The organism is Actinoplanes sp. NPDC051405, assembly GCF_055586185.1.
Genome location: NZ_JBVJIR010000002.1, coordinates 105,025 through 120,671, shown reverse-complemented (window position 1 = coordinate 120,671; position 15,647 = coordinate 105,025). Strand labels below are relative to the sequence as shown.

18 protein-coding genes are annotated in these 15,647 nt (G+C 73.6%); 7 read left to right on the top strand and 11 right to left on the bottom strand.

The features are described from left to right. Position 1 precedes the first annotated feature (1 nt). Positions 2–1,135 carry an LLM class flavin-dependent oxidoreductase gene (locus ACZ6S4_RS04910; protein WP_465473615.1) on the top strand — a complete coding sequence of 378 codons (1,134 nt, stop codon included), beginning with the start codon at positions 2–4 and terminating at the stop codon, positions 1,133–1,135. 86 nt (positions 1,136–1,221) lie between these two features. Beyond that, positions 1,222–1,593, top strand: a complete 372-nt coding sequence (locus ACZ6S4_RS04905; RefSeq protein WP_465473614.1) for a hypothetical protein — start codon at positions 1,222–1,224, stop codon at positions 1,591–1,593. 23 nt (positions 1,594–1,616) lie between these two features. On the opposite strand, the gene ACZ6S4_RS04900 is transcribed toward ACZ6S4_RS04905, so the two are convergent. Genes ACZ6S4_RS04900 through ACZ6S4_RS04890 form a run of 3 tightly spaced genes read right to left on the bottom strand, consistent with a single transcriptional unit; the run spans position 1,617 to position 4,083 of the window. Then, entirely contained in the window at positions 1,617–2,321 is a 705-nt protein-coding gene (locus ACZ6S4_RS04900) for an ABC transporter ATP-binding protein (RefSeq protein ID WP_465474139.1), read from the bottom strand. Further along, positions 2,318–3,136 carry an ABC transporter permease gene (locus ACZ6S4_RS04895; RefSeq protein ID WP_465473613.1) on the bottom strand — a complete coding sequence of 273 codons (819 nt, stop codon included), beginning with the start codon at positions 3,134–3,136 and terminating at the stop codon, positions 2,318–2,320. The genes ACZ6S4_RS04900 and ACZ6S4_RS04895 overlap by 4 nt, the downstream gene beginning before the upstream one ends. Next, the gene (locus ACZ6S4_RS04890; RefSeq protein ID WP_465473612.1) at positions 3,133–4,083 is read right to left on the bottom strand and encodes an aliphatic sulfonate ABC transporter substrate-binding protein; all 951 of its coding nucleotides are present in this window, start codon (positions 4,081–4,083) and stop codon (positions 3,133–3,135) included. The genes ACZ6S4_RS04895 and ACZ6S4_RS04890 overlap by 4 nt, the downstream gene beginning before the upstream one ends. Positions 4,084–4,130: 47 nt before the next feature. Between ACZ6S4_RS04890 and ACZ6S4_RS04885 the strand changes: the two genes are divergently transcribed. Next, positions 4,131–5,291 carry an LLM class flavin-dependent oxidoreductase gene (locus ACZ6S4_RS04885; protein ID WP_465473611.1) on the top strand — a complete coding sequence of 387 codons (1,161 nt, stop codon included), beginning with the start codon at positions 4,131–4,133 and terminating at the stop codon, positions 5,289–5,291. 38 nt (positions 5,292–5,329) lie between these two features. Here the strand turns inward: ACZ6S4_RS04885 and ACZ6S4_RS04880 are convergent, their stop codons facing one another. Beyond that, on the bottom strand, positions 5,330–6,262 hold the full coding sequence (locus ACZ6S4_RS04880) for a GNAT family N-acetyltransferase (RefSeq protein WP_465473610.1): 933 nt from the start codon (positions 6,260–6,262) through the stop codon (positions 5,330–5,332). Positions 6,263–6,444: 182 nt separating this feature from the next. Between ACZ6S4_RS04880 and ACZ6S4_RS04875 the strand changes: the two genes are divergently transcribed. Continuing rightward, the gene (locus tag ACZ6S4_RS04875) at positions 6,445–7,560 is read left to right on the top strand and encodes a M20 family metallopeptidase (RefSeq protein ID WP_465473609.1); all 1,116 of its coding nucleotides are present in this window, start codon (positions 6,445–6,447) and stop codon (positions 7,558–7,560) included. Here the strand turns inward: ACZ6S4_RS04875 and ACZ6S4_RS04870 are convergent. The 3 genes from ACZ6S4_RS04870 to ACZ6S4_RS04860 are packed head-to-tail and all read right to left on the bottom strand — an operon-like array spanning position 7,502 to position 10,421. Then, complete coding sequence (locus ACZ6S4_RS04870; RefSeq protein WP_465473608.1) at positions 7,502–8,776, bottom strand: zinc-dependent alcohol dehydrogenase; 1,275 nt, start codon at positions 8,774–8,776, stop codon at positions 7,502–7,504. The genes ACZ6S4_RS04875 and ACZ6S4_RS04870 overlap by 59 nt on opposite strands. Before the next feature lie 37 nt (positions 8,777–8,813). Then, entirely contained in the window at positions 8,814–9,455 is a 642-nt protein-coding gene (locus ACZ6S4_RS04865) for a cysteine hydrolase family protein (RefSeq protein WP_465473607.1), read from the bottom strand. 51 nt (positions 9,456–9,506) lie between these two features. After that, complete coding sequence (locus ACZ6S4_RS04860; RefSeq protein ID WP_465473606.1) at positions 9,507–10,421, bottom strand: nucleoside hydrolase; 915 nt, start codon at positions 10,419–10,421, stop codon at positions 9,507–9,509. 67 nt (positions 10,422–10,488) lie between these two features. On the opposite strand from ACZ6S4_RS04860, the gene ACZ6S4_RS04855 reads away from it, so the two are divergent. Next, a complete protein-coding gene (locus ACZ6S4_RS04855) occupies positions 10,489–11,445 on the top strand; it encodes a TIGR03885 family FMN-dependent LLM class oxidoreductase (protein ID WP_465473605.1) in 957 nt (318 codons plus the stop codon). A gap of 138 nt (positions 11,446–11,583) precedes the next feature. On the opposite strand, the gene ACZ6S4_RS04850 is transcribed toward ACZ6S4_RS04855, so the two are convergent. The 4 genes from ACZ6S4_RS04850 to ACZ6S4_RS04835 all read right to left on the bottom strand — a co-directional run bounded on the left by ACZ6S4_RS04850 (position 11,584) and on the right by ACZ6S4_RS04835 (position 13,829). Then, positions 11,584–12,045, bottom strand: a complete 462-nt coding sequence (locus ACZ6S4_RS04850; protein ID WP_465473604.1) for a hypothetical protein — start codon at positions 12,043–12,045, stop codon at positions 11,584–11,586. 45 nt (positions 12,046–12,090) lie between these two features. After that, complete coding sequence (locus tag ACZ6S4_RS04845; RefSeq protein ID WP_465473603.1) at positions 12,091–12,753, bottom strand: lysophospholipid acyltransferase family protein; 663 nt, start codon at positions 12,751–12,753, stop codon at positions 12,091–12,093. Between the two features lies 1 nt (position 12,754). After that, positions 12,755–13,312: a TetR/AcrR family transcriptional regulator gene (locus ACZ6S4_RS04840; protein WP_465473602.1), complete on the bottom strand. Its 558-nt coding sequence runs from the start codon at positions 13,310–13,312 to the stop codon at positions 12,755–12,757. A 127-nt stretch (positions 13,313–13,439) separates the two neighbouring features. Further along, the gene (locus ACZ6S4_RS04835) at positions 13,440–13,829 is read right to left on the bottom strand and encodes a VOC family protein (RefSeq protein ID WP_465473601.1); all 390 of its coding nucleotides are present in this window, start codon (positions 13,827–13,829) and stop codon (positions 13,440–13,442) included. A gap of 85 nt (positions 13,830–13,914) precedes the next feature. On the opposite strand from ACZ6S4_RS04835, the gene ACZ6S4_RS04830 reads away from it, so the two are divergent. Together ACZ6S4_RS04830 and ACZ6S4_RS04825 are read left to right on the top strand one after the other, a co-directional pair. After that, entirely contained in the window at positions 13,915–14,241 is a 327-nt protein-coding gene (locus ACZ6S4_RS04830; protein WP_465473600.1) for a YciI family protein, read from the top strand. Between the two features lie 194 nt (positions 14,242–14,435). Continuing rightward, the gene (locus ACZ6S4_RS04825; RefSeq protein WP_465473599.1) at positions 14,436–15,638 is read left to right on the top strand and encodes an alginate lyase family protein; all 1,203 of its coding nucleotides are present in this window, start codon (positions 14,436–14,438) and stop codon (positions 15,636–15,638) included. Positions 15,639–15,647 lie beyond the last annotated feature (9 nt).

Sequence of the window (15,647 nt, the reverse complement as noted above, 5' to 3'; positions counted from 1 at the left end):
CATGCCCGTACCCCTGTCGATCCTCGACCTCGCCCCGATCCTGGCCGGCGGCACCGCCGGCGACGCCCTTCACCGCACGCTGGACCTGGCCCGGCACGCCGAGCAGTTCGGCTACGCCCGCTACTGGGTGGCCGAGCACCACTTCACGCCCGGCGTGGCCAGTTCCCAGCCGGCGCTGCTGCTGGGCCAGCTGGCGGCGGTGACCGGCCACATCCGGCTCGGCTCGGGCGCGGTGCAGACCGGCCACCAGACCGCGCTGTCCATCGTGGAGCAGTTCGGCCTGCTCGACGCCCTCTACCCGGGCCGCTTCGACCTCGGCCTGGGCCGCTCGGGCCAGCGCCGCAAGGAAGCGCTGAGCGAACTGGGCACTCCGCCGCCGCCGGCCGAGGAACACGTGGTCGACGGCCTGCTGATCCCGAAGCCGTTCTCGTTCGCCCCGCTGCTGGCCTCCGCCCGCACGGCTCTGTTCGTGCGGCTGTTGCAGCAGCCGGGCGCGGAACCCCCGGACTTCCCCGAGGTGCTGGACGAGATCGAGGCGCTGCTGGCGGGCCCGATCACCGACGGCGACGGCAACGAGGCGCGTGCGGTGCCGGGCGAGGGCGCGGACCTCCAGCTGTGGATCCTGGGCAGCAGCGGCGGCCAGAGCGCCCGGGAGGCGGGCCGGCGCGGCCTGCCGTTCGCGGCGAACTATCACGTCGCACCGGCCAAAGTGCTGGAGGCGGTGGACGCCTACCGCTCGGCGTTCCGGCCGTCGGCGGTCCTGGCCGCACCGCACGTCATGGTCTCGGCGGACGTCGTGGTGGCGGCGGACGACGACACGGCGCGGGAACTGGCGGCGGGCTTCGGCCTGTGGGTGCACAGCATCCGGACGGGGGCGGGGGCCCGGCCGTACCCGTCACCGGCCGAGGTGGCGGCGCACGTGTGGACAGCGGAGGAACGGGACCTGGTCGCCGACCGGGTGGCGACGCAGTTCGTCGGCTCGCCGCAGACCGTGGCGGACAAGCTGCGGACCCTGCAACGGGCGACGGGGGCCGACGAACTGCTCGTCACCACGGTGACGTACGACCACGCGGACCGGGTGCACTCCTTCGAACTGCTCGCCAAGGAGTGGCTGGGCCAGGGGCCCCCGTGGTGACCCCGCCGAAATACGGCGGCGGGTCCGGCCACGCCTGACGTAGGGTCGGGCATCCGAGCATGACGGGGATGCGGGAGGGACCACGGATGGCAGTGGCACGGAGGCGATCGCGGCCGATCACGGTCGGTGGGACGGCGTACCGCTGGACGGTCCGCAGGCGGGCGGCCTACCACCAGGGCGACGGCTGGAACCTGTTGCCGTTCGTGGTGGAGCAGGCCACCGGCCACGGTGCCCTGCTGATGGTCACGCTGCCGGACCACTCCGCGCCGGAGGGCCGGTCCGTGTCCTCGTCGACGGTCGCCGCGAGTATCGACCGGGCGCTGACGGCCGGTTGGCGTCCGGACTGGCGGGGGCCGGCGATCCGCTCCCGGCCGAAGACGTCCCGCTGGGGTGACGAGTTCCGTGGCGGCCGGTCCGTGCAGCCGGTGCGGCACTCCGGCCCCCGCCGGGACACCTGAGACGGCGGCCCCGGAGCGCGGCGCTAGTTGCGGGCGAGCGGCACCCCCAGCCGGTCCAGCAGCCGGCGCCGCAGCGGTCCGAAGCCCGGGTCGTCCGGCGCCCGCGGATGCTCCAGGGGGATCACCAGTTCCTCGGCGATCTTCCCGCCGTCGAGCACCAGGGCCCGGTCGGCCAGCAGCAACGCCTCGTCGACGTCGTGGGTGACCAGTAACGCCGCGAAGCCGTGCCGCGCCCGCAGGCGGCCGAACAGGTCCTGCATCTTGAGCCGGGTCAGTGCGTCCAGCGCACCGAACGGTTCGTCGAGCAGCAGCACCCGCGGTTCGCGGACCAGCGCGCGGGCGAAGGCCACCCGCTGGGACTGCCCGCCGGACAGCTCCGCCGGCCAGCTGTGGCCCCGGTCGGCCAGGCCCACCTCGGCCAGCGCCGCCGCCGTACGGGCCGGGACGTCACCGCCGGTCACGCCCAGGCCGACGTTGCCGGCCACCCGCTTCCAGGGCAGCAGGCGATGCTCCTGGAAGACGACCGCGTGCTCGCGGGGGACGGTCACCGCGCCGGTCGCGTCCGGGTCGAGGCCGGCCAGGATGCGCAGCAGGGTGCTCTTGCCCGAGCCGCTGCCGCCGAGCAGGGCCACCACCTCGCCCGGGGCGATGGACAGGTCGACGCCGTCGAGGACGACCGCCGGGCCGAACGCCCGGTGGACACTTTGCGCCCGTACCACCGGATTCATGACGCTCGCAGCCCGCGTCGCCATGCCAGGGCTCTCCTTTCCGCGGCCCGCAGCAGCAGGTCCGACAGCAGGCCAAGGGCGGCGTACACGAAAAGCCCCAGGACCACCACGTCGGTCTGGCTGAACTCGCGGGCCTCCATCATCAGGAATCCGATGCCGTTCTGGGTGTTGGTCTGCTCGCCGACCACCAGGCTGAGCCAGGCCGCCCCGATGGCCAGCCGCAGGCCGAGGAACAGCGAGGGCAGCGCGCCGGGCAGGATCACGTGCCGCAACCGGGCCCAGGTGCCCAGCCCGCAGGTCTTGGCCGCCTCGACCAGGCGTTCGTCGATGTCGCGGATGCCGGCGTACGTGTTGAAGTAGAGCGGGAAGAACACGCCCAGCGCGACCAGGGTGATCTTCATCGACTCGCCGATGCCGACCCAGATGATCAGCAGCGGCACCAGGGCCAGGTGCGGGAGCATCCGGGCCATCTGCACGGGCGGGTCGATGGCGTCGTCGCCCAGGCGCAGCAGGCCGGCCGTCGCGCCCAGCGCCAGCGCGAGCACCCCGCCGATGACCAGCCCGATGCCGGCGCGGGTCAGCGAGTCCAGCAGGTGCGCGCCCAGCGTGCCGTCGGCGGTCAGGCGCCAGCCGGTGCGCAGCACGGTGCTCGGGGCGGGCAGCTTGTCCGGCGACAGCACGCCGCCGCGCGACAGCGCCTTCCACAGCAGCAGGATCACGACCGGGCTGACGATGCGCTGCCACCGCAGCCGCCGGACCCGCTTGACCTGGCGCGGGCGCACCGCCACGTCCGGTGCCGTGGCGACGGCGGTCATTGCAGCTCCGCGGTGAACCGGTCGTCGATCCGGGCCTTCATGTCGACACTGCCCGGGATGAGCTTCAGGTCGGTGAAGCCGTCAGCGATGGCTTGCAGCTCGGCGCCGACCTCGGGAGTCAGCGGGGCGAGCGGCTGCGCGGAGCGGGCCAGCGCGCGGGCGGTCACCGCCTCGTCGATCTTCAGCTCCGGGGCCAGCACCTTGGCGCGTTCCTCCGGGTTGGCGATTCCCCAGGTCGTGGTCTTCTGGTACGTGTCCAGGAACGTCCGGATCCGCGGCGCCTTGTTCTTGACCGCATCGGGGTGGACCAGGATGTACTCGCGGTTGTTGGCCAGCCCGGTGGCGTCGGCGAGCACCTGCACCCCCGGCTGCTCGGCCAGCGCGAAGTACGGGTCCCAGATGATCCACGCGTCGACCTGGTCGTTGTCGAAGGCCGGCCGCCCCTCGGCGGGCTTGAGGTACTTCACGTTGATGTCGGTCAGCTTCATGTGGTTGGCCTCCAGCAGCTTGACCAGCAACCAGTTGACGTTCGAGCCCTTGTTCAGCGCGACCGTCCGGCCGCGCAGGTCGGCGAAGCTCTTGTAGCCCTTGGCCTGCTTGACCAGGACGGCCTCGCCCTTGGGGACGGGCGCGCTGGTGCCGACGATGGCGAAGGGGATCTTGGCGGCGGCCGCGAAGATCGGCGGGGCCTCGCCGGTCTGGCCGATGTCGATGGCGCCCGCCTTGAGCGCCTCGGTGACCGCCGGGCCGCTCTCGAAGAGCGACCACTGCGCGTCCGGGGCGGCGGCCCGGGCCTTGACCAGGCTCAGCCCGCCGAACCGCTGGTAGCCGATCCGCAGGGGGCCGTTGTCGGCCGGGCCGGCGCCCGCGTCGTCGCCGGCGCACCCGCCGAGCGCCACGGACACGGTCAGGGCCAGCAGGGCGGCGATCGCACTCCGTCTATGCATGGCCGTCACTCTATCTAGCCGATAGGAGATATGGGTACCCTGGGCCCATGACCTCGCTCGACTTCCACTGGTTCCTGCCCACCAACGGCGACAGCCGCGACATCGTCGGCGGCGGGCACGGCACGCCGGTCGGCTCCGCCGGGGGCATCCGCCCGCTGACCATCGGCTACCTCGGCCAGATCGCCCGCAGCGCCGAGCAGCTCGGCTTCGTCGGCGCACTCACCCCGACCGGGGCCTGGTGCGAGGACGCCTGGCTGGCCACGGCGATGCTCACCGAGGTGACCGAGCGGCTCAAGTTCCTGGTCGCGTTCCGCCCCGGGCTGATCTCGCCGACCCTCGCCGCCCAGATGGCCTCGACGTTCCAGCGGCTGTCCGGCAACCGGCTGCTGCTCAACGTCGTCACCGGGGGCGAGTCCAGCGAGCAGCGCGGCTACGGCGACTTCCTCGACAAGGACGCCCGGTACGCCCGCACCGACGAGTTCCTCGGCATCATCAAGGCCCTGTGGCGGGGCGAGACCGTCGACCACGTCGGCGAGCACCTGCGCGTCGAGGGCGCCCGGCTGAGCCGCCTGCCCGACCCGGCGCCGGAGATCTATTTCGGCGGCTCGTCGGCCGCGGCCGGCCCGGTCGCGGCCCGGCACACCGACGTCTACCTCACCTGGGGTGAGCCGCCGGCCCAGGTGGCGGAGAAGATCGCGTGGATCCGCGGCCTGAACCCGGCGCTGCGCTTCGGCATCCGGCTGCACGTCATCGCCCGCGACACGGCGGAGGCGGCCTGGGCCGAGGCGGACCGGCTGCTGCAGGGCGTCTCGCCGGCCGACATCGAGGCGGTGCAGGCGGGCCTGCGGCGCAGCGAGTCCGAGGGCCAGCGGCGGATGCTCGACCTGCACGGCGGCAGCCGCGACGGCCTGGTCGTCTCGCCGAACCTGTGGGCGGGTGTCGGCCTGGTCCGCGGCGGCGCGGGCACGGCCCTGGTCGGCAGCCACACCGAGATCGCCGACCGGATCGCCGAGTACGCCGGCCTGGGCATCACCGAGTTCATCCTGTCCGGCTACCCGCACCTGGAGGAGGCGTACTGGTTCGGCGAGGGCGTCCTGCCGGAGCTGCGCCGCCGCGGCCTCTGGCGGCACCCGGACGGTGACGGCCACACCGGGGCGACGAGCATCCCGTTCGCGGGCGTGGCCACCGCCGGGGCTGCCTCCAGCTGATCACGCGCCGAGCCCGGCCGGGCCCGGCGCGCCCCCGATCAGCGCCAGGTCATGTCGAGCTGGCGTTCGAACGCGTCGTAGCCGGCCCGGGCGAAGGCCCGGGCCATCGGCTGGTTGCCCACGTCGGTGGAGGCCCGGATCCGGGGTACGCCCTCCTCCGCCAGCAGCCGCGTGCCCGCCGCCAGCACCTCGTCGATGTAACCGTGGCCGCGGTGCTCCGGCACCACCCCGAGGTAGGCGATGATGGGGTTGTAGCCGTTGTGCGCCGGGATCACGAAGCCGACCGGCTCCCCGTCCGGCAGCGTCGCCACCCGCCACCACTCGTGCGGGCTGGCATAGCCTTCCAGCTCGTCGCGGTACTGCTCCTCGGCGGCCTGCCGGGCGCTCATCCGGCTCAGATCGTCGAGGCTGTGCGCGTCCAGGGTGCCGTCCAGCACCCGCGTCATGAGCCCGATGAGCTCCTCGGCGTCGCGCACCGGGCGGAACGTGAGGCGCCCGGCCGGCTCCGGCACCGGCGTGCCGGGCCGCCACTCCAGGCGCAGCCGCTCGACGAAGAGCTTGGCGCCGAGGCGTTCCAGCACGCCCATCCGCTGCTCGACGCCGCGGCGGACGTCGGGCTGCTCGCGCCAGTCGCCCGGGACGTACCGCAGATAGTCGGGCGGAGTCTCACCCGCGGCGACCACCGTGGACAGAGCCGTCCGGACGAGCCGCACGGCGTCGTCGGGGTCGCCGTCGAGATCGAGGATGTCCATCAGGAACGGGTGCTCCGCGCCGGGGCGGGACCACCAGGCGGCCCGGGCGACGACGCGCTCGCCGCGCAGGGCGAGCCACAGCCACCGCGGGTGGCGGCGGCCGGCGTCCAGGTCCTTGGCGAGCTCGCCGTTGAGGACGTACGGGAAGGTGGTGAACAGGTCCAGCTCGTCGGGCCCGGTGATCGGGCGCAGGGTCAGGTCGTGGTGGTGCAGAGTCAAGGCATTCTCCGTTGCGGAGGCGCCCTGTCCCGCCGGGATCAGCTCGGCTGGTGGCCCCGGGAGGACGTGGGCGCGGTGTGCGTCGCGTACATGGCCCAGCCCTCCTTCCTTCGTCGGTCCGGCCGCCAGTTCTATCCGCCGCCGGGCGGGGCCGCAACCGATTTACTCGATAGGGTCGGGGCATGGACCTGCCGGCCCGCGCCGCCGAGCTGATCGCCGTACCCTCCACCGCGGACCGGCCCGAGGAACTGCACCGCGCGCTGGAGCTCGTGCTCGACGTCGTCGGGCCCGGCTTCACGGTGGAGCGCTTCACCTCCCGGGGCAAGCCGAGTGCCCTGGTGCACCTGCCCGGGCCGCGCCCCCACTTCCGGGTGCTGCTCAACGCCCACCTCGACGTCGTGCCCGCCGAGAGCTATGCGGCCCGGCGGGACGGCGACCGGCTCTACGGCCGCGGCGCGCAGGACATGAAGGTGGCCGCCTTGGTGCTGGCCGAGGTGTTCCGCTCGCTGGCGCCGTCGCTGCCGTACCCGCTGGGTCTGCAACTGGTCACCGACGAGGAGGTCGGCGGCTTCGACGGCACCGCGTACCAGCTGGCCGCCGGCGTCACCGCCGGCTTCGTGCTCATCGGCGAGCAGAGCGGTCTGCGCGTGGTCACCGATTCCAAGGGCATCCTCCAGGTACGCCTGCACGCCACCGGCACCGCGGCCCACGCCGCCTACCCGTGGCTCGGCGACAACGCTCTGCTCACCCTGACCGGTGCGGTCGACGCCGTGCTGCGCCGATGGCCGGTGCCGCCGGACGAGCAGTGGCGTACGACGGTCAACGTGGCCCGGATCGAGACCACGAACCGCGCCGTCAACCAGGTGCCGGCCGAGGCCACCGCCTGGCTCGACATCCGCTTTCCGCCGCAGGACACCGACTTCGCCGGCCGCACGAGCGAGGAGATCGCCGCGCTGCTGAGGTCGGTCAGCGGCGTGCCGGTCAGCGTGGACAGCCTCGGTGCGCCGCACCACGCTGACCCGCACAGCCGCGAGGTCATGCTGCTACGGGCGGCGGCGAGCTCGGCCGGCTACCCGGGCGAGCTGCTGCGCAAGCACGGCGCCGCCGACGGCCGGTTCTACTCCGCGCGCGGCATCGACGCGGTGATCTTCGGCCCGGGCGGCGACGGCCAGCACGGCTCCGGCGAGTACGCCGACCTGCGCACCGTGGGCCCGTACCGGAATGCTCTGGTCACGTTCCTCACCGAGCTCGCTCGGGACCCGGCACCAGCGGTACCTCGGGATTCGGCCGTAGGGTGACCTTCACGGCGTAGGCCCGGGCCGCGGCCGACGCGGTCCGCAGCGCGAGCCGCCAGTCGTCCAGCGCGAAGGTGTGCGTCACCAGCGCGTCCACCGGGTAGGCCGGGTCGGCGAGCCACTCCACCACCTCGGCCATCGTGGTCCGCCCGGCCAGGGCCGGCTCCGGACCCGAGTTGACGGTGCCCTGGACGGTGAGCTGGCGGTTCCAGACCAGCGACCAGTCGACCCGCTGCCGGCCGGCCCCGCCGACGAGCACCAGCATGCCGGTCGGCCGCAGCAGGTGCAGGGCCAGGTCGATCGTCTCGCTGCGGGCCACACAGTCGAAGACCACGTCCACGCCCAGGTCCAGAATCGGGGTCCGCGTCAGCCGCGGCCGGACAACGCGCCCGCCGTGCACGCGGGCGAGGGACTCGACCACCTGCGGACCCGGCTCCAGCGCCCGGCTGGCCCCCGTGCGCACCGCCGCCGCCCGGCTGAACTCACCCGGGCCGACCACGGTGATGTCCAGGTCCGGGTGCAGCCGGCGCAGGGCGGCCGTCACGAGCAGGCCGATGGTCCCCGGGCCGATGACCACGGCGCGGTCACCGCGGCGCTGCCAGTGCAGCGCCGCGTGCAGGGCGACGGCCGCGGGCTCGGCGAGGACCGCACGGTACGACGGCAGCGCCCCGACCCGGTGCAGCTGACTCTCGTGGGCGGCGACGTACTCGCCCCAGCCCCCGCCCAGCGCCGCGTCGAAGCCCTGGGTGGGCGACCGGCAGCCGGAGACACCGGGCTCGTCGAAGCGCTCGCAGACGTACGGGAAGCCCTCCCGGCACGACCGGCACAGGGCGAAGCCGCGGTGCACGCAGGACAGGACCGGGTCGACGACGACCCGGTCGCCCGCGGACACAGAGGTGACACCCGGCCCGGCCGACTCGACCACGGCGACGATCTCGTGCCCCAGGACCTGCCGCCGCGCGGTGTAGTACGCGCTGAGCACCAGCGACGACTTGGCGTGCGCGACGGCCGTGTCGCTGCCGCAGATGCCGGACAGCTCGGGGCGCAGCAGCACCCAGCCGGGGGCGCGGGGCAGCACCGGCACCGGCACGTCCTCGCGCAGGGCGAGCAAACCGGCCGCACCCCGGCCGGCGTCACCACCGAGGCCCCGGGGTAGCGCCCGGGCGGCCGCGGTGGCCAGGTACCGGGGGATCGACAGGTCCGCCAGAACGGCTCGCATGGTGCTCCTTCCAGCCGCGACGCCTGCCGCGCCGGGCTCAACCCGGCGTGGTGACCCGGGCGACGATGTCCGCGGTGGCGGCGAGCACGACGCCGATCCCGGCGATCTCCCGGAAGCTCTGCTCGGTGGCCTGGGAGATGGCATCGGTGGCCAGCACGACCCGGTAGTCCCGCTCACTGGCCTCGATCATGCTGGCCCGGGGGCAGTTGGGCAGGTTGCAGCCGGCGAAGACCACGGTGTCGATGCCGCGCTCGCGCAGCAGCTCGTCGAGCGGGGTGCGGTAGAAAGCGCCCCAGCGCGGTTTGAACAGCGCGAACTCGTCGGGGCCGAGCTCCTGCGCCCGCCCCTCGAGCAGCAGCTTGTCGTCCAGGTCGGGGCCGTCGCCGGGCAGCAGGCCGGGCGCGAGCAGCCGGCCGTCGGTGCCGGGCCGGGCCAGCTGACCGCCGCCGTCGATGAGCGTGCGCCGCACCCGGTCGACGTCGTCACCCTGGTAGAGCCGGACGATGTGGACGATCGGCCGGCGCGCGGCCCGGAAGGCGTCGATCAGCGAGCGCAGCGACGGGATGATCTCGGTGGTGCCGGCCAGCCCGTACGGCCGCCCGGACAGGAAGTCCCGCTGCATGTCGATGGTGACCAGCGCGGACGACTCCCAGTGCGGGGCCAGGTGCGGATCGGTCATGCGGACCCTCCGATGCGGTGGGACGACGCCAGCAGCATATCGGCGGTCCCCTCAGCCGGCGGACTGCTGGAGGATGGTCCGGAGGATGATCGGTGCGGCGTCCTCGGTCAGGGTGAGGACCACCCGCGTCCTGCGCGCGGCGGTGTCGTCCTCCACGAGGTGTCCGTCCGGCTCGACCCGCAGCCCGACCGGCGGCGCGTCGGCCGGGTGCAGGAGGCCGACGGCGACCCCGGCGGCGAGCGGGTCGTGCAGCGGCACGCGCCGCTCGCCCAGCACCGGCTCGTAGTAGTCGAAGTAGCCGGTCAGCATCGCGCCCAGCGCCGCCGTCAGCGGCGGTCCGGCCGCCAGCGCGGCCCGGTCGGACTCGTCGAAGCGGTGCCGCATGGTGACGTCGAGCGGCACCACCGTCACCGGCCAGGCCGCGTCGAACACGGCGGTCGCCGCGGCGGGATCGCCGGCGATGTTGGCCTCGGCCCGTCCGGTCACGTTGCCCGGCACCCGGACCGCCCCGCCCATGACGGTGACGTCGCGGACCAGGCCGGGCAGCTCCGGGTCGCGGTGCAGCGCCAGCGCCAGGTTGGTCAGCGGCCCGGTCGCCACGATCCGCAGCTCACCGGCGTGCTCGCGGGCCAGCCGGAGCAGCAGCTCGGCGGCGTCCTCGCCCTGCGGCTGCCGGCCGGCGGCGGGCAGCTCGATCCCGCCGATGCCGTTGCCGCCGTGCACCCGGTCCGCGCCGCCGCCGAAGGTGCCGGCCAGCGAGTGGTGGGCGCCGACGGCGACGGGGATGTCGTCGTGGCCGGCCAGGGCGAGCAGGTTCAGCGTGTTGCGGGCGGCCTGCCCGGCGGCCGTGTTGCCGCTGACCGTGCCGATGCCCGCCAGGACGGATCCGCGCTGAGCGAGCAACAGGGCGAGAGCCAGCGCGTCGTCCACGCCGGTGTCGCAGTCGAAATAGACTGACTGAATCACGGCCTCAGGCTAAGCCGTCCGGGTGCGCGGTGGTTGTCCCCGGGCCGGCCTGGGTACGACCTGCGGCATGACGGACTACGGCATCCATGCCTCGCACGAGCAGATCCCGCCCGCCGAGCTCCTCGCCGCCGTGGTCGCCGCCGAACGCGCCGGTTTCGACGCCGCGATGTGTTCCGACCACTTCTCGCCGTGGAGCGCCCGGCAGGGCCAGTCGGCGTTCGCCTGGTCCTGGCTCGGCGCCGCGCTGCAGGCCACGAACCTGTCCTTCGGCGTGGTCAACGCGCCCGGGCAGCGCTACCACCCGGCGATCATCGCGCAGGCCATCGGCACCCTCGGCGCCATGTATCCGGGCCGCTTCTGGGCGGCGCTGGGCAGCGGGGAGTACAGCAACGAGCACATCACCGGCGAGCCGTGGCCCCGCAAGGACGTCCGCGAGGCCCGGCTGCTGGAGTGCGTCGGCGTCATCCGCGACATGCTCGCCGGCGAGGAGGTCACCCGCGACGGCCTGGTCAAGGTCGACCGGGCCAAGCTGTGGACCCGGCCCGAGACGGCCCCCGCGCTGATCGGCGCCGCCGTCAGCACCAAGACGGCGGCCTGGTGCGCCGGCTGGGCCGACGGCCTGGTCACCGTGAACGCCCCCGAGGAGCAGCTGCGCAAGATGATCGCGGCGTACCGGGACGCGGGCGGGCGCGGGCCGATCAGCCTGCAGGTCCACCTGAGCTGGGCGCCGACCGAGGCCGAGGCCGAGAAGATCGCCCACGACCAGTGGCGCAGCAACATCTTCCCGCCGCCGGTCTGCTGGGACCTGGAGACCGTGGACCACTTCGACGTGATCTCGGCGAACGTGACCGTGGATCAGGTCCGCGAGGTCGTCAACATCTCGGCCGACCTGGAACGGCACATCGAGTGGCTGCGCGGGTACGCGGCCCTGGGCTTCGACCGGATCTACCTGCACCACGTGGGCCAGGACCTGCTGCCGTTCGTGGAGACCTTCGGCGCGAAGGTGCTGCCGGCCCTGCGCTGAGCCTCACCTGTCCAGGTGCCGGGCGCGGGCGCGGTGATCGCGTACGCGCCCACCACGAAGGCCGGGCGCCGGGGGAGCCGCCGCCCGGCCAGGCCGAACGCGAACGTCCCGCAGAGCCCGCCCGCGCCGCCGAGCTTTTCACGGGCGTAGACCGGCAGCCGGCAGCACCACCGCCGACAACGGCGTCACCAGGAACGCGCCCACCGTCCAGATGACGAGGAACGTACGGATGATCAAGCTGGGCACCACGTACCGCAGCCCGGCCGGCACCGGCACCTTGGGCACGGTCGTCCGCCGGGCCCGGACGGTGACGGTCAGCCGGCCGAGCCTGTGCGGCAGCGGGATCCCGGCGATGGCCGGGCCGGCGGCGAGGTCGCCGAGCACGCTGACCCGCCGGGCGCCGAGCCGGTCGACGAACGGCCCGGCCATGGTCGCGCCCAAGGCCAGCGGCACGGTGGTCGCGAAGGCGGTGATGCCGGTACGGACCGCGCTGCCCGTGGCCTCCAGCACGAACCAGGGCGGCGCCACGAGGGCCACCACGTGGCCGAGGTGCGACACGGCGTTGGCGGCGAGCTCGCGCCGCGGGCCGGGCTGGAGCATCGGCGCCGCTTACCCCGAAGCCCGGCGCCTACAGGGCCGCCTGAGCTACTGCCCGGTGGACAGCTCGTTGTAGCAGCCGGCGTACTCCTGGCCGGACAGCTTCTCGATCTCGGCCATGATCTCGTCGGTCGCCGTCCGCCGGGCCCGTGCGGCGTTGCCCGCCGGGGCAGCGAAACGCAGAGCCGCGCCGAATCGCACGGTCACCCGCCCGGGCCGCGGAAACCGGGCGCCGACGGGCTGGATCCGGTCGGTGCCGATCACGGCCACCGGTACGACCGGCGCCCCGGAGGCCAGGGCCAGCCACGCCACCCCCGTGCGCCCGCGGTAGAGCCGGCCGTCGCGGGACCGGCTGCCCTCGGGATGGATGCCGAACGCCTGGCCGTCCCGCAGCACACCCAGCGCCGTCTCCAGGGCCGCCTGGGCCGCCCGGTGCTCGCCGCGCGGCACGGCGACCGCGCCCAGTCCCAGCAGGGTCGAGCCGGTGAGCCGGCCCAGCACGCCGGGCCGGGTGAAGTACTCCGCCTTGGCCAGGAACGCCACCCGCCGGGGTGACACCAGCGGGATCAGGAAGCTGTCCAGGAACGACAGATGGTTGGCGGCCAGGATGACCGGGCCTTCACGGGGCACGTGCTCGCGGCCTTCGACCACCGTCCGGAACGCCAGCCGGGACACCGGGACGAGCAGGGCACGGGTCAGCTGCGGCAGCATGTCAGGACTCCACGTACGCGTCGATCGCCGTGCGCAGCAGCGCGTCGGCTTCCTCGGTCTCGACCGTCATCTGCAGGCTGCCCCACGACCACAGCTGCGCGATGCCGTGCAGGTTGGCCCACAGCGCGCCGGCGGCCACGGCGGCGTCGTCGCGGCCGGGCCGGGCCCGCGCGATCAGCTCGACCAGGACGGCGAACAGTGGCTTGCTGGCTGCCCGCAGCCCTTCCTGGTTACCGCGCAGCAGCTCGTGCCGGAACATCAGCTCGAACATGCCGCGGTCGGTGCGGGCGAAGTCCAGGTAGAGCCGGCCGAGGGCGAGCAGCCCGGCGCGCGGGTCGCGCTGCTCGCCGAGGGCGGCAACGTGGTCGGACAGCCGGTCGTAGCCCACCCGGGCCACGGCCGCCAGCAGCTCGCGGTGGGTGGGGAAGTAGCGCCGGGGAGCGCCGTGGGAGACGCCGGCGCGGCGGGCGATCTCGCGCAGGGACAACGCGTCGGTGCCCTCGGCGGTGACCAGCTCGACGCCGGTGGCGACGAGATGCGCACGCAGGTCATCCGGCATAGACACTGTCTACCAGACGCCGTAGACAGTGTCTATCAGGCGCGTCGTTGATCCGGCACGCCGGCGGCCACCCACACGAGCCGGTGCGACGGCGGGCCCGGGTGTGGGTCGCTCAGGGCGGTGATCTTCACGCCGGTGTTGCCCCGGCCGCGACGGGGGGAGCCCATCCCGGCCGGGGGATGAGGCAGAACGGGTGCCCGGCCGGGTCCGCGAACACGCCCGCGCCGGGCAGGGCGGTGGCGCCCAGCGCGAGGACGGCGGCGGACGCCACGGCGACGTCGTCGACCATCACGTCCAGGTGGAGCTGCTGGGGCGTCGCCGGGTCCGGCCAGGTCGGCGCCGCATTGCCGGGGGCCCGCTGGAAGCCCAGCCCGGAGGCGCGGTCGCTGCTCGCCACGACCGCGAAGTCGTCGTCGTGGTAGGTGACGGGCAGGCCCAGCAGCGCGCTGTAGAACGTGGCCAGGGCCAGCGGCTCCGGGCAGTCGACGATCACGTGGTGCAGACGGCCGATTCCCATGGTGCCTCCCGATCCGGCGGCCCGCGGCGTCCGCGGCTTCCCGCCCATCATGTCGAGAACGGCGGGCCGGCACCGACCCCCTGGTATGACGAAGTTTCTGCTGATCCAGCACCACACCGCGATGGGCACCTGGGCGCCGGCCGACGTACGGCGGCACTTCGACTACCAGCGCGACCTGGACGCCGAGCTCACCGCGGCCGGTGAGCTGATCGAGGCGCAGGGGCTCGGTGGCCGCTCGCATCAGGTCGCGGGGGAGCGGGGCGCCCTGCCCGAGCTCGCCGGCTACCGGGTCGTGGACGTGGAGTCCGAGGAACGCGCGCTGCAGATCGCGGCCCGGGCGTCGGCGGCGCCGGGGCCGGGCGGCGCGCCACTGGGCCAGCGGATCGACGTACGGCAACTGCTGATCCCGTGAGAGCGCTTTCTCGCCGTAACCGGTTCCGGTGGTCTGAACATGCGTGTTCGCACCGGAAAGCGCTCTCCGTCCACCGAACCTTTCGTCATCCTTAAGTCGATCGATACGTCCTTGACCGCGTCCCGTTCGTCACGGTTGAGTTCGGCACTGTTAAGTCACCTTCCGGTTCCCCGTTTCCCCATCCGGAGTCCGCAGTGCCTCACTCCCCACGCCGGCTGCTGCTCGCCGCCGGCACCGTGCTCGTCGCCCTCGTGGCCACCACCGGCGTCCGCTTCGTGGCGAACGCGGACACGCCCCCTGTCCGCGCCACAGCCGCAGCCTTCTCTCACCCTGGCGTGCTGCTCAGTCGCGCCCAGCTCGACTTCGTCAAGGCCAAGGTCACCGCCAAGGCCCAGCCCTGGACCAACGCCTACAACCAGATGGCCGCGAGCCGGTACGCCTCGCTGTCGCGGACGCCGAAGCCCCGCGCGACCGTGGAGTGCGGCTCCTACTCCAACCCGAACAACGGCTGCACCGACGAGCGCGAGGACGCGATCGCCGCGTACACCGACGCGCTCACCTGGTACATCACCGGGAACACCGCGTACGCGACCAAGGCCATCGCCCTGATGGATGCCTGGTCGGCCACGCTCAGGACACACACCAACAGCAACGGCCCGCTGCAGACCGCCTGGGCCGGTTCGGTGTGGCCCCGGGCCGCGGAGATCATCAAGCACGCGTACGGGAACTGGCCCGGCCAGGCCCGCTTCGCCACCATGCTGCGCACCGTCTACCTGCCGGTGGTGCTGGCCGGCAGCGCCAGCAACGGCAACTGGGAACTGTCGATGATGGAGGCGGCCGTCGGCATCGCCGTCCACCTCGACGACCGGGCGAGCTACGACCGGGCCGTCGCCCGCTTCAAGCTGCGCGCCGCCGCCTACATCTACGTCAGCGCCGACGGCGCCCAGCCGAAGTACCCGCCGGCCGGCGGCATCGACACCCGGGCCGAGCTGATCAGCTACTGGCAGGGCCAGAGCACCTTCGTCGACGGGCTCTCCCAGGAGACCTGCCGCGACTTCGTGCACACCGGCTACGGCATCTCCGCGATCGCGCACGTCGCCGAGACCACCCACATCCAGGGCGGCGACCTCTACCCCGAGTTGCAGGACCGGCTGCGGCACGCGCTCGGCCTGCACACCAAGGTCGAGAACGGGACCGCGGTGCCGGCCTCGATCTGCGGCGGCTCGGTGACCAGGGGCCTCGGCCCGATCAGCGAGGTCGCCTACAACGCCCTGCACAACCGGCTCGGTGTCGCGATGGCCAACACCGGCACCTACACCGAGGCCCGGCGCCCGCAGGGCAGCAACAACCTGTTCGTGGCGTGGGAGACGCTCACCCACGCCGGCAACCCCGCCTGATCCCCGAAG

Coding starts and splice junctions, on each gene's coding strand:
- ACZ6S4_RS04910 (WP_465473615.1), top strand. CDS start 2: ATGCCCGTACCCCTGTCGATCCTCGACCTCGCCCCGATCCTGGCCGGC.
- ACZ6S4_RS04905 (WP_465473614.1), top strand. CDS start 1,222: ATGGCAGTGGCACGGAGGCGATCGCGGCCGATCACGGTCGGTGGGACG.
- ACZ6S4_RS04900 (WP_465474139.1), bottom strand. CDS start 2,321: ATGAATCCGGTGGTACGGGCGCAAAGTGTCCACCGGGCGTTCGGCCCG.
- ACZ6S4_RS04895 (WP_465473613.1), bottom strand. CDS start 3,136: ATGACCGCCGTCGCCACGGCACCGGACGTGGCGGTGCGCCCGCGCCAG.
- ACZ6S4_RS04890 (WP_465473612.1), bottom strand. CDS start 4,083: ATGCATAGACGGAGTGCGATCGCCGCCCTGCTGGCCCTGACCGTGTCC.
- ACZ6S4_RS04885 (WP_465473611.1), top strand. CDS start 4,131: ATGACCTCGCTCGACTTCCACTGGTTCCTGCCCACCAACGGCGACAGC.
- ACZ6S4_RS04875 (WP_465473609.1), top strand. CDS start 6,445: ATGGACCTGCCGGCCCGCGCCGCCGAGCTGATCGCCGTACCCTCCACC.
- ACZ6S4_RS04870 (WP_465473608.1), bottom strand. CDS start 8,776: ATGCGAGCCGTTCTGGCGGACCTGTCGATCCCCCGGTACCTGGCCACC.
- ACZ6S4_RS04865 (WP_465473607.1), bottom strand. CDS start 9,455: ATGACCGATCCGCACCTGGCCCCGCACTGGGAGTCGTCCGCGCTGGTC.
- ACZ6S4_RS04855 (WP_465473605.1), top strand. CDS start 10,489: ATGACGGACTACGGCATCCATGCCTCGCACGAGCAGATCCCGCCCGCC.
- ACZ6S4_RS04850 (WP_465473604.1), bottom strand. CDS start 12,045: ATGCTCCAGCCCGGCCCGCGGCGCGAGCTCGCCGCCAACGCCGTGTCG.
- ACZ6S4_RS04845 (WP_465473603.1), bottom strand. CDS start 12,753: ATGCTGCCGCAGCTGACCCGTGCCCTGCTCGTCCCGGTGTCCCGGCTG.
- ACZ6S4_RS04840 (WP_465473602.1), bottom strand. CDS start 13,312: ATGCCGGATGACCTGCGTGCGCATCTCGTCGCCACCGGCGTCGAGCTG.
- ACZ6S4_RS04835 (WP_465473601.1), bottom strand. CDS start 13,829: ATGGGAATCGGCCGTCTGCACCACGTGATCGTCGACTGCCCGGAGCCG.
- ACZ6S4_RS04830 (WP_465473600.1), top strand. CDS start 13,915: ATGACGAAGTTTCTGCTGATCCAGCACCACACCGCGATGGGCACCTGG.